We start from the raw sequence: 11,559 nt of genomic DNA on the forward strand, positions 1-11,559 counted from the left end.
CCTAACAGGTGGGAAAGGGGGAATAGAAATGGTCGAAAGAATCTCTCCGCACCAATTCATGATCTTAGGGTCAGCCGTACTCATGGGTACTACGTTTCTCCCTATTGCATCAATGGTTACAGGAGTCAGTGGGAGGGACGGCTGGATGACCGTTTTACCGGGATTCGTCGTGGCAATACCTTATGGTTTAATGGTGCTTTCTCTTCTATCAAGGTACCCTAGCAAAAATTTGTTGCAGATTTCAGAAATAATTTTTGGAAAATGGATAGCAAAAATTATTGGCCTTATTTATATTTTAATCACGGGTTATTTTGGCGGTTTGTTACTGGCGCAAGCAGGAGATATCTATGAGCGTTCGGTAATGCCCTTAACCCCCATAGGGGTGTTTTACTTAGGCGGATTATTACTTGTATTTTATTTAGTTAATTCTGGAATAGAAGTTTTTGCGCGCTTTTCTGAGGTAATATTTCCAGGAATTGTAATTGCTTTAATTTTGAATATGGGTCTTTCCATACCGCGGGTCGAACAGGGGGAACTTCTGCCTATTTTAAGTGAAGGATTAGGACCACTTTTTGGAGGAGGAGTCAAAGTAGCCCCATTTGCAATGGAATATATTCTTTTTATAGGCGGACTCCTTACCTTTCTGCCTACCAGTAGGAAAGAGCTTGGACAATTAAAGACAGGCGTCTGGCGAGCTGTTTTCTTGGTAGGAATTTTAAACATGTTAGTTGTCCTAATGCAAATTCTTATCTTTGGACCCACGGAAACGATTCGTTTGACTTATGGTTTACTTGTATTAGGGAAGATGGTGGAAATTAGTCGGACGGTTGCTGGCGTTGAGTCCTTATTTTTGGGTGTATGGCTTGGGTCCCTAGTCATAAAGATCAGTGCGTTTTTTTTCACAGTGACTTGGGGCTTAGAAACTGTTTTTAACTTGAAGGGATTAAAATGGAATTTAGCGATCTCTATAGTATTTATGGCGATTGCTTTTGGATTTGTAAGGGGCGCGTCATTATTTGCTGAAATTGGGTTTGTTGATAATTACCTCATTTTGCCGTTTACATCTGTTTGGATCATTACCCTTTGGGGAGTCTCGCGCTGGAAGAAGGGAGCAGGCGTTCAATGAAAATTAAGGGAAGCCAAAAACGTAATCTAGGGCTAATATTGAGCTTAATTATCTGTCTGCTGTCTTTATCGGGATGCTGGGGGAAGACGGAAGTAGAGGAATTGGCTCCCCTCATCGGGGTGGGATTAGATCTGGGGAAAAAACCAGGGACTTATCTGATTACTCAACAATTAGCAAGGCCTAAGCAAGGTGGGACAACTGCTGCAGAAGTTGAAGACCGGACATTTAGTATTGAGGCCTCGAGCGCCAGAGAAGCGTATGAGGAGGTTTATAAAATCTCAAACCGCATTCCGTTTATGGGTTCCTTGAAGGTGATTGTTATTGGTGAGGATGCCGCAAAGGCCGGTTTTAATGATATCTTAGATTTTAACCAACGTTATTCTGAATTTCGTCGGTCAATGTTCTTGGTTTTAGTCAAAGGAGAAGCGCAAAGTTTCTTGAATTTGAAATTGCGCAATGGGCAACTGCCAGCTATGAGTATTAAAAATCATATGGAGCAAGGAGAAAACTTATCGACGTTTCCGACAGTTCGTTTAGGACACTATCTAACCGTTTTAGGGACAAAAAGTACGGCCCCAATTATCCCGGTAGTTAACAGTATAAAGTCAGGAAAAGGTGGTATTGAATACAAAGACGGAAAAAATGGTGAAGAAATACAGATCCAAGGTGCGGGGGTTTTAAGCGGAGATAGACTAGTCGATTTTCTTACGGACAAAGAAACTAAAGGGTATATGTGGCTTGAGAACAATGTTGTCCATCGCTTAATTAACACGGTAGGCATCGGAGAAAGTGGGGTTAACTTTGGTGGGCAAGTCCTGAAATCCACGACAAAGTATAAAGTGAAAGATAATGATGGAACAATAGAGCTTCAATATCAGGTCAAAGCAAGCATTGCAGTTGATGAGGTTATGGGTTTAAAGAAACAGCTTTCAGAAGCGGAATGGATAGATCTCATGAAAGTGGCAGAAGAGAGTTTTGCTAAAGAGATTGAGGAAGAATGTCTGCTTTCTCTTAAGAAACAAAGAGAACTGGGAATAGATTTTTTGGGAATTGGCCGACACATTGAACAGAGAAATTCTGCGTATTGGAAGACAGTGAAGGAGCAGTGGCAGGAGAAGATTGTGGATTTCCCAATATCGCTAGATGTGCAAGTCACAATACATCATGCGGGAATGTCAAGCGGCAGTGCGATGACTAATTAAAATGGAGAGAGGTAAGACTAGGAGTAGAAGTAAATAGGGGGAATATCAAGATGATTAAGACGATCAATACACAGTTGCCAAGCCCTACAGAGATTGATGGAAAAGTTAATGCTCAGGAGATTGTTCAGAACGAGGGAAGAGTTCTGCCAGTGTGTTATCGCTGTGCACAGGTTCCTAAAAATGGGCTATATGATGGGTTCCGGGTAGAGGGGATGTTTTTCTGTTCAGATTGTCAGCACGAGCTGTTCACCGCTGAACAAGACTCTCCCGAATATCAAGAATTTTTATTTTTAGTTAAAGGGCTTCTTTTTTAATCTTTGAGCCTATTTATAGTTTCATATATGTTATTTAGTAATTGATAGACAGGGGGATCTTTAATTATAAACTATGACCCTAAACTCTTATAATGTATCACATTGGATAAACCCGGGATGTTAGATATATCGCGGGTTAACCAATGTGGATGAAAAATTTCCTAACTTATGATAAAATGGATGGAATACCATGTGTAAGCTATATTATTAGCGTGGCAGGTCAGGTGAATGGGGGTTCATTGGTGGGTGATCTTGGAGAGGGATTGAGTCGTTATCAAAAACAAGGATTTTGCTCTTTCCATACTCCTGGCCATAAAGGTCGACAGGAGTTTTTTAATGGCATAGATTTTTTAGGTTTTGACTTAACCGAGCTTCCGGGACTCGATATGCTTCATTCACCAAGTGGGATAATTGCTGAGGCACAAAGACAGGCGGCGGGTATCTTCGGAGCGGAGGAAACATTTTTCCTTATTAATGGGGGAACGGTTGGAAATCAAGCGATGTTTCTCGCTTTAGAGGACACAGCAGATAAACGCGTTGTCGTGGAGAGAAGTTCCCATCGTTCCGTTATGTCGGCATTGGTCTTAAGCGGATTGAAACCAGACTATGTTATGCCTACAATTCATCCGGATTTTAACCTTCCATTAGGGCTAAACTTAGAGAAGCAACAGATTCCTTGGCAAACGGTTTCTGCTTGTCATGTCACGTACCCCAGTTATTATGGAACAGCCTTTGAGTTAAACCAACTATTAGATGAAAGAATGCGTTTGGGGTTTAATACACCGATTCTTGTTGATCAAGCACACGGGTCGCATTATCTGGGGCCGCTATTTCCCCCAAGTGCTTTAAAGCTTGGCGCAGATCTTGTCTTACATAGTTGTCATAAAACGTTAAGTGCTTTGACTCAGTCAGCTATGCTGCATGTTCAAGGGCATAGAGTCTCTCGTAGCCATTTAAGGCAAAGTCTTGAACTCCTGCAATCCTCAAGCCCGAGTTATTTACTTCTGGCCTCGTTGGAACGGGCTGGAGAATTTGCTCTGGATTTTGAACGTTGGAGGTGTCTTAAAGAAGAAGTTGAAGTGTTACATCGAAAAGTGGAGAACTGCCTCCGTATTCTCTCTGAAAAAGATGTTGGGTCTTATGGTATTGATAAGGTAGATTGGTCAAAAATTTTGATTAATACGTTAGGGTTGGGTGTTTCTGCCCCTCGCTGTGTGGAATATCTGAGAGAAGGTTACGGTATTGAACCAGAGTTATGGGATGAGGAAAACATTCTCTTCATGTTAGGAATCGGGAACATGCCGGAGGATATCCGATGGCTCACGAAGGGGTTAGAAAGTTTAGTAAGTTTTGCTCATTCAGTTCACTCTGCTGAATCAAGAGAGCGAATGGGAAACGATAAGTTTATAATTCCACCTTTGCCTCATTTAGTGCTTTCTCCACGGGATGCTTTTTTTGCTCATAAACGTCAAATCCCTCTTAAGGAAAGTTTAGGTCATATTGTTGGAGAAACGATCTCACTTTATCCACCGGGGATTCCGGTCATTGTGATGGGTGAACAAATGACCCACGAAGTGCTGAGTACGCTACTCGCTGCGAGAGAGGGGCGATGGCAAGGTTGGGACGGTTTTGCAAGCCAAACAATTTGGATTGTCGAGGAGGGGTAAAGGGTGAAGATGGTGATTGCGATTGTTCAGGACAAGGATGTCGGTGGACTTCTGCAATGTGTGACACGAGAGGGATTACGGGCAACGCGTCTGGCAAGCTCGGGGGGGTTTCTGCGTTCGGGTAATACGACGTTGCTCTTTGGGGTTGAGGAGCAACGATTAGAAGGCCTCCTATCGATGATCCGCGGGACCTGTCACCAACGTGAGGAGATCTTGACGCAGGCCCAGCCTATCATGGGGCCAGTGGATACCCATATTCCTTTTCCGATAGAAGTCCCAGTCGGCGGAGCTACAGTATTTGTTTTGGATGTTGAACAGTTTTTTAAGGTGTGACGATATGAATCTACAGTTAGCACTTTTGGAAAAGGCGGCACGTGAAAACCGATTAGCACATCTCTTACTGTTTCATGGAGGAAGTGCTTTGCATCAGAGGGAGGTGGCTCTGCAGTTAGCGCAGACTTTAAACTGTAATCAGCCATCAGCGGAGGGGCCGTGTCGGAGTTGTTCAGCTTGCCGTAAGATTCTCAGCGGAAACCATCCGGATGTTTTATGGTTAAAACCGCTTAAAACGACGATCGGGATTGAGCAGGTCCTTACTTGGCAAGAAAAGGTATACCGTAAGCATTATGAGGGAAATTATAAAGTTTCTATAATTGAGCATGCTGATTCAGTGACGCTGCCAGCTGCAAATGCACTGTTAAAGGTCATTGAAGAACCCCCGGAACGGACGGTTATTATTTTAAGTGCCGAAAATGCGGAAGGAATTTTGCCCACAATACAGAGTCGTGCACAGCTTGTTTATTTTCCTAATCTTTCCGAAGAAAATTGGCTGACGGGATTAGGAGAAGTGGATCAACAAGAAGCTATTCAGGCTTTTCATTTAAGTGGGAAAAATCAGAATCTAGCGACTTCTATTCTTGAGCATGGTGTACCCATGGTGCAAGAATGGGTCGAGAAGTTTCGAACCGCGATAGAAGAAAGAGATTTCCTTCAACTCTTTTCTCTTTTCCCGATTGATAAGAATCAAGCCGTTCTTTATTTGCAAGTCATGGCAGTACAGACGCAAGAGGGTATTCAAAAAGGTACTATTCGTCCTTTTGAGCTTTTGGCGATCGGAAAAGCTACAGATGTACTACGACAACAAGTAAATCCGAGACTTGTGATTGAAGTGTTAGCATTAGAATTATTCCAACAAGGAGGGGCTCTCTGTGATTGAGGTTGTAGGCGTTCGCTTTAAACACGCTGGAAAAATATATTATTTCTCTCCGGGAGACCTTATACTTGCTGCATCTGATAAGGTAATTGTTGAAACAGCAAGGGGTATTGAATTTGGGGAATTGGTCATTTCCCCTCGTCAAGTTGCTGACGAAGAAGTGGTTCTACCATTGAAACAGGTCATGCGTAAGGCAACAATGGCGGATGAACAGTTCGTAGAACAAAATAAAACGAAAGAAAAAGAAGCTTTTCAAATCTGTTTAAAGAAAATTTCAGAACATCAGTTGCCGATGAAATTGGTTGATGTCGAATACACGTTTGATGGAAATAAAATTATCTTTTCTTTTACGGCAGAAGGACGAGTTGATTTCAGAGAATTGGTGAAGGATTTAGCGGCAATCTTTAGGACGCGAATAGAGCTCCGTCAGATTGGAGTACGTGACGAAGCCAAAATGCTCGGGGGAGTCGGTTCTTGCGGACGAATTCTTTGTTGTACTTCCTTCTTAGGAGACTTTGAGCCAGTTTCGATAAGAATGGCTAAAGATCAAAAACTCTCGCTTAATCCAACTAAGATTTCAGGAATTTGTGGTCGACTCATGTGTTGCCTTAAGTATGAAAATGGTTGTTACAAATCTGAAGATAAGGAGCATTGCGCACGTCATAACGCTCAAGATGGAGAAAAGATGCTTGAAGCTTCGGATGACCTGAACCCTCGTGCGGAAAGCGCCTTCTCGGCTAAACCCGATGGGAAAGTGCAACGCAATAGGAAAGGGGAAAAGCCCAAAGGAAAGAGTGAGAGAGTATGAGTCAATTGACCCAGGCCCTTACAGAAGTGGAAGAAAAGTTGCGTTCTCTTCTCGAAGAGGTTAATCGTTTAAAGCCTTATGTTCAAGCATTGGAGGAAGAAAACATAAAGTTAAAACGGGAATGGACCCTTCCTGAAAAAGAAACTGAACGTGTTATAGCCAATGCTGAACACATTCAAGGCGTCGCCCATGATAATCTTGAGCGCCTGTATCAAGAAGGCTTCCATGTCTGTCACCTGCATTTTGGGCAACCGTTAGAAGGGGATTGCCTGTTCTGTATGGGCTTTTTGAGGAAAGATTAATTAGCCATGAGAATTTTCGAATAACAAGGAGTCAAAAGTATGTTGGCTAAAGGCACGTTGTATGTATGTGCAACGCCGATTGGAAATTTGGGTGATATCACAGTTCGAGTGTTGGATACATTGCGGGAAGCTGACTTGATTGCGGCTGAGGATACACGGCATTCTCGAAAGCTTATGCAACACTACCAGATTACTACCCATATGACCAGTTATCACGAGCATAATGAAAAGAAGAAATCCCTTGAATTGGTGGAGAAACTGAAAAGCGGTCTAACGATCGCGCTTATTTCTGATGCGGGGTTACCGGGGATTTCAGATCCGGGATGTGAAGTTATTCGTCTTTGCCTTGCAGAGAATATTCCGGTCGATGTTTTGCCGGGACCTAATGCAGCACTTACGGCTTTAGTGTTATCGGGAATGCCGACGGAGCACTTTGCTTTTCACGGATTTTTGCCTGCTACAACTGGAGCAAGGAGAAAAGACCTTGAGAAACTGGCTAACCTTCCTCAGACGCAGATTTTTTATGAGGCACCTCATCGTTTAGTGGCGACTTTACAAGGAATTTCAGAGTGTTTTGGGGAACGGGATGTGGCGGTTGTACGCGAGTTGACAAAATTACATCAGCAGGTGCATAAAGGAACCGTCTTAGAGTTAAAAGAAGCCTTTGAGATGACAGCACCAAGAGGAGAGTGCTGTATCGTTATTGCACCGTATGTTCCTTCTAAGCCAGTTGGAGGGCCTGAAGAATGGTGCCAAGAAGTCAAAGAAGGAATTAGCCGAGGGTTGAGTAAGAAAGATGCCATGAAAGAGGTGGCGAAGCACTATGGGGTAAAAAAGTCAGAGGTTTACCAAGCGCTCCTGGATGACTAACAGAGATCGGGGATCAGATGCCAGAGGTCAGAAGGAGGTTGGAATCGTTGGCTACGCAATAGTTAACGCTTTCAGAAGATAAAAAAAGAAGGCCTTGGCGGCCTTCCGAGTATTGATGAATCTGTCAGTCGGGGGATTTTTTCTATGTAAGTAGTTTAAAGACTAAACGGCTTTTGAATCAACGTTTCCGGTCACGGTTTCTCCCATGGCCACTGCACATTCACGACAGACATTCTTGCCATGAAAAAGTTGAATATCACTTGCATTACCACAAAATACACAAGCAGGCTCATACTTTTTAAGAATGATCTTTTCCTGATCCACATAAATCTCCAGAGCGTCTTTTTCGTCAATACCTAAAGTACGGCGAAGCTCAATCGGCAAAACAATACGACCAAGTTCATCTACTTTTCTCACGATTCCAGTTGATTTCATCATCTGATTGACCCCTCTCCCTTTACAACAACATTCGACAGGAAACTACAGACTTATGATACCAATCGTTCCATTTAAAGTCAACCAATTTTTTTTCGAGTTTTTGTTTATTGTATACCCAATAAACAAGATAAAGGGTCCTTACATATAAATTTTTAATTGTGGGAATACTTGACAAATCTGAGTTCCTATACTACTAATCAAGATATTAAGATGGGAGACTTAAAGGTGAAATATTATATAACTACTCCGATTTTCTATCCGAACTCAAGCCCGCACATTGGAACAGCTTATACAACGGTTGCAGCAGACGTGCTCGCCCGTTACCATAGATTACTAGGGGATGACGTCTACTTCTTAACTGGTACGGATGAAAACGCCCAGAAAATTGTACGAACGGCGGAAGCACATAATACAGACCCTAAAATTTATGTTGATGGCGTGGTTGAACGCTTTAAAGAATTATGGAGAGCCCTAAATATTTCCAATGATGACTTTATCCGGACAACAGAGGAACGTCATCAAGATGTTGTCCAAGAAATTTTTACCAAACTATTTGAACAAGGCGATATCTATAAATCAGAGTATTCGGGCTGGTATTGTACTCCTTGTGAAACCTTCTGGATGGAAAACAAATTAGTTGAAGGTAAATGCCCTAATTCGGATTGTGGTCGAGATGTGGAATTACTGAAAGAAGAAAGTTACTTCTTTCGTCTTTCAAAATATCAGGGTGCTTTGCTCAAATTTATTGAAGACCATCCAGAATTTATCCAACCGATTTCCCGTCGCAACGAGATGCTGCGATTTATTGAGGGTGGCTTAGAGGACCTTTGTGTTTCACGAACTACATTCCAGTGGGGGATCAAAGTGCCTTTTGACCCAAAACATGTTGTTTACGTATGGCTAGATGCTTTGATTAATTATATTTCAGCGCTGGGCTACCCTGATGGAGAAAACTATAAACGTTACTGGCCCGCTGATGTACACATAATGGGCAAGGATATTGTGCGTTTCCACGCTGTAATATGGCCAATTATTCTGCTTGCCTTAGATATTCCTCTACCTAAAGTTATTTATGGTCATGGTTGGTACTTGAGTAAGGAAGGCGGCAAAATATCGAAATCGCGGGGAAATGTGCAGGATTCCTTTGAGTTGATTCAAAGATATGGCTCAGATGCCATCCGTTATTTCCTGTTGCGTGAAATGCAAGTGGGATCAGATGGTACATATTCTGAAGATAACGTGGTCGAACGCCTAAACAGTGATCTGGCCAATGATTTGGGTAATTTTGTATCTCGGAGTCTGGCTATGGTGGTCAAGTACCGTAAAGGGATTGTTCCTCGTCCTGGGCAAGAAGGCGTACAAGAGCGGGAATTAAAAGAATTAAGTCGGGAAATCAAGAATACCGTCGAGAAAAGCCTCGAAGTACTCGATCCCGCTCGAGCACTCGAAGAAATTTGGCGATTTGTGGCACGTTGCAATAAATATGTCGATGAAACGGCTCCGTGGTCCCTTGCCAAACATGAGGATCAGAGAGAACGCTTAGACACAGTTCTCTATACATTTGTGGAATGTATACGAGTTATGGCCGTTTTGACGGCTCCATTTATGCCGGGATTAGCACCTAGAATCTGCGCGCTCCTTGGCAAAGATGAGGGGATCATTCGCTGGCAGGAAGCGGACCAATGGGGTATATTAGAGCATGGAATTCAAGTGCAAAAGGGAGAACCACTTTTCCCGAGAATTGATATTTCTCAATTTACAACGGCAGAGGAGACGAAAACATTGGATTTGAACCAAAATCAAAACCTAGACCTAGACCTAAACCTTAGCCAAACTCTAGCACCAAAAGACACCATCGAATCTGTTCCAGCGCTCGAATTTGAGCCTATCAAAGAAGAAATCAGCATAGACGATTTTGCCAGATTGGATTTGCGTGTTGCGAAGATCCTAAGTGCAGAGAAAGTCGAAAAGACAGATAAACTTATGAAGTTAGAAGTCGAGGTTGCTGGTGAAGTGCGAACGGTTGTTTCAGGTATTGCCAAACACTATCTTCCAGAAGACCTTGTAAACCGATATGTTGTATTGGTCGCTAACTTGAAACCTACCAAGTTGAGAGGTATCACGTCACAGGGCATGATATTAGCGGCTTCTCAGGGGGAAGTGTTGGAAGTCCTTATGGTCAACAAAGATCTTCCCGGTGGAGCACGGGTTAAATGATCTGGGATACACATGCACACTTAGACGATCTGAGTTACGCAGAAGACTTTCCAGAAGTTATCAAGCGAATACAGTCAGCTGGGATTACCCGGGTGACGAATGTGGGATTTGATCTCTCTTCCTCCGAACGATCCGTAAAGTTGGCTCGCGACTACGACTTCATTCATGCTGCAATTGGTATACACCCACACAATGCCGAAGAGGCAACAGATGAAACTTGGGCTAGACTCTTATTCTTGGCAAAACAGCCGAAAGTGTTGGCCTGGGGTGAAATCGGGCTAGATTATTATCGCGATCTGTCTCCACGTTCGATTCAGAAAGAGGTATTTATTCATCAGATCAAATTAGCAAATGAGGTCGGCTTACCAATTGTCATCCATAACCGTGATGCCCATCAGGATGTTTTGGAGATTGTAAAGGCTAATCCTCCTAAGTATGGCGGCGTATTCCACTGTTATTCTGGGTCATTGGAAATGGCAAATGTTCTTTTGAATTTAGGATTCTATCTTTCTTTTGCTGGACCAGTTACGTATAAAAACGCTCGTCATGCGGCTGAGGTGGCAGGCCATGTTCCGATAGATCGGATTCTCGTAGAGACAGATTCCCCATATTTGACTCCCGAACCACGACGTGGAAAGCGTAATGAACCGACTTATGTTCGAGAAATTGTTAAGAAAATTGCGGAGATTAGAAATTTGACTTTTGAAGACGTTGCTTCTCAAACTATGCGTAACGCAGAAATTATTTTTGGGCTGGGGAAATAGGACCTTCGCAAGAAGGTTCTTTTTTTATTTTATTTCATAGGTTTTGTTAAGGGGGGATAAAATGTATTCGCTACCGATTACCACGTATTCTGATTATTGGCGTGCTACCAAAGTATGGAGCTCGTACTTAGGCGGTTTGGCTATGTTCGCTGCCGGTACGCGGTATTCAACGCTGGGTCCCCAAGATATAACGCAAACATTGCAAATGCCTATTCAACTGGCTACACAACCATCAAATACAGGTGAATTAGGTTCTTTAGATTTCAGGCAGAGGGCATATAGCCAAGGCACACTCAGTCGGGGAATATCAATTCAAGTTAGTAGAGGAGCATCAAGCCAAAGTACAGCTAATCAAGAAGCGAATGATCAAGAAGCGAATGATCAAGAAGCGAATGATCAAGAAGCAGATGATCAAAAAGCAGATGGACAAGAAACATCGGGCCGAGAATTAGAAGATAGGGTAACCAGTAGAACCCAGGTGGAAGAGAAAGAAATTCCCTTTGACACACTATATCTAGAGTCCGATAAACTTCTTCCAGGTATGAGCCAAATACAGGAAGAAGGCGAAAAAGGTTTGGTGCGTCAGGTAGTAAAGACGTTTGAGGTCGGTGGACAACCCATTGACCAGCAAGTTCAAT

At 42.9% G+C, this 11,559-nt stretch carries 13 protein-coding genes; 12 read left to right on the top strand and 1 reads right to left on the bottom strand.

All coding sequences use genetic code 11. The features are described from left to right. The first annotated feature begins 28 nt into the window (after positions 1–28). The 9 genes from DOT_RS26435 (at position 29) to rsmI (ending at position 7,502) form a co-directional block, all read left to right on the top strand. Complete coding sequence (locus DOT_RS26435; RefSeq protein WP_040413531.1) at positions 29–1,126, top strand: endospore germination permease; 1,098 nt, start codon at positions 29–31, stop codon at positions 1,124–1,126. Beyond that, entirely contained in the window at positions 1,123–2,328 is a 1,206-nt protein-coding gene (locus tag DOT_RS26440; RefSeq protein WP_009624696.1) for a Ger(x)C family spore germination protein, read from the top strand. The genes DOT_RS26435 and DOT_RS26440 overlap by 4 nt, the downstream gene beginning before the upstream one ends. Positions 2,329–2,378: 50 nt before the next feature. Further along, on the top strand, positions 2,379–2,642 hold the full coding sequence (locus tag DOT_RS26445; protein ID WP_009624697.1) for a sigma factor G inhibitor Gin: 264 nt from the start codon (positions 2,379–2,381) through the stop codon (positions 2,640–2,642). Between the two features lie 242 nt (positions 2,643–2,884). Next, entirely contained in the window at positions 2,885–4,309 is a 1,425-nt protein-coding gene (locus tag DOT_RS26450; RefSeq protein WP_192807842.1) for an amino acid decarboxylase, read from the top strand. 9 nt (positions 4,310–4,318) lie between these two features. Then, complete coding sequence (locus tag DOT_RS26455) at positions 4,319–4,642, top strand: cyclic-di-AMP receptor (protein ID WP_242833920.1); 324 nt, start codon at positions 4,319–4,321, stop codon at positions 4,640–4,642. 4 nt (positions 4,643–4,646) lie between these two features. After that, a complete protein-coding gene (locus DOT_RS26460; protein WP_009624700.1) occupies positions 4,647–5,525 on the top strand; it encodes a DNA polymerase III subunit delta' in 879 nt (292 codons plus the stop codon). Next, positions 5,518–6,330, top strand: a complete 813-nt coding sequence (locus DOT_RS26465; RefSeq protein WP_009624701.1) for a stage 0 sporulation family protein — start codon at positions 5,518–5,520, stop codon at positions 6,328–6,330. Before DOT_RS26460 ends, DOT_RS26465 begins: the two co-directional genes overlap by 8 nt. After that, positions 6,327–6,632, top strand: a complete 306-nt coding sequence (locus tag DOT_RS26470) for an initiation control protein YabA (protein WP_009624702.1) — start codon at positions 6,327–6,329, stop codon at positions 6,630–6,632. The genes DOT_RS26465 and DOT_RS26470 overlap by 4 nt, the downstream gene beginning before the upstream one ends. Positions 6,633–6,671: 39 nt before the next feature. Beyond that, positions 6,672–7,502 (top strand): 16S rRNA (cytidine(1402)-2'-O)-methyltransferase, encoded by an 831-nt coding sequence (gene rsmI, locus DOT_RS26475; RefSeq protein ID WP_009624703.1) that lies wholly within the window; start codon positions 6,672–6,674, stop codon positions 7,500–7,502. Between the two features lie 162 nt (positions 7,503–7,664). Here the strand turns inward: rsmI and DOT_RS26480 are convergent, their stop codons facing one another. After that, positions 7,665–7,937: an AbrB/MazE/SpoVT family DNA-binding domain-containing protein gene (locus tag DOT_RS26480; protein WP_009624704.1), complete on the bottom strand. Its 273-nt coding sequence runs from the start codon at positions 7,935–7,937 to the stop codon at positions 7,665–7,667. 228 nt (positions 7,938–8,165) lie between these two features. Here DOT_RS26480 and metG point away from each other — a divergent pair, with 228 nt between their 5' ends. The 3 genes from metG to DOT_RS26495 form a co-directional block, all read left to right on the top strand. After that, on the top strand, positions 8,166–10,157 hold the full coding sequence (gene metG, locus DOT_RS26485) for a methionine--tRNA ligase (RefSeq protein ID WP_009624705.1): 1,992 nt from the start codon (positions 8,166–8,168) through the stop codon (positions 10,155–10,157). Further along, a complete protein-coding gene (locus DOT_RS26490) occupies positions 10,154–10,921 on the top strand; it encodes a TatD family hydrolase (protein ID WP_040413532.1) in 768 nt (255 codons plus the stop codon). The genes metG and DOT_RS26490 overlap by 4 nt, the downstream gene beginning before the upstream one ends. 61 nt (positions 10,922–10,982) lie before the next feature. Continuing rightward, positions 10,983–11,559 (top strand): G5 domain-containing protein (locus tag DOT_RS26495; RefSeq protein WP_040413533.1); only part of this gene is annotated, 577 nt, incomplete at its 3' end.

Origin of the sequence: Desulfosporosinus sp. OT (genome assembly GCF_000224515.1) — a bacterium.
Lineage (GTDB): Bacteria > Bacillota > Desulfitobacteriia > Desulfitobacteriales > Desulfitobacteriaceae > Desulfosporosinus.

Coding starts and splice junctions, on each gene's coding strand:
- DOT_RS26445 (WP_009624697.1), top strand. CDS start 2,379: ATGATTAAGACGATCAATACACAGTTGCCAAGCCCTACAGAGATTGAT.
- DOT_RS26480 (WP_009624704.1), bottom strand. CDS start 7,937: ATGAAATCAACTGGAATCGTGAGAAAAGTAGATGAACTTGGTCGTATT.
- DOT_RS26455 (WP_242833920.1), top strand. CDS start 4,319: ATGGTGATTGCGATTGTTCAGGACAAGGATGTCGGTGGACTTCTGCAA.
- DOT_RS26470 (WP_009624702.1), top strand. CDS start 6,327: ATGAGTCAATTGACCCAGGCCCTTACAGAAGTGGAAGAAAAGTTGCGT.
- DOT_RS26440 (WP_009624696.1), top strand. CDS start 1,123: ATGAAAATTAAGGGAAGCCAAAAACGTAATCTAGGGCTAATATTGAGC.
- DOT_RS26490 (WP_040413532.1), top strand. CDS start 10,154: ATGATCTGGGATACACATGCACACTTAGACGATCTGAGTTACGCAGAA.
- DOT_RS26460 (WP_009624700.1), top strand. CDS start 4,647: ATGAATCTACAGTTAGCACTTTTGGAAAAGGCGGCACGTGAAAACCGA.
- DOT_RS26435 (WP_040413531.1), top strand. CDS start 29: ATGGTCGAAAGAATCTCTCCGCACCAATTCATGATCTTAGGGTCAGCC.
- rsmI (WP_009624703.1), top strand. CDS start 6,672: ATGTTGGCTAAAGGCACGTTGTATGTATGTGCAACGCCGATTGGAAAT.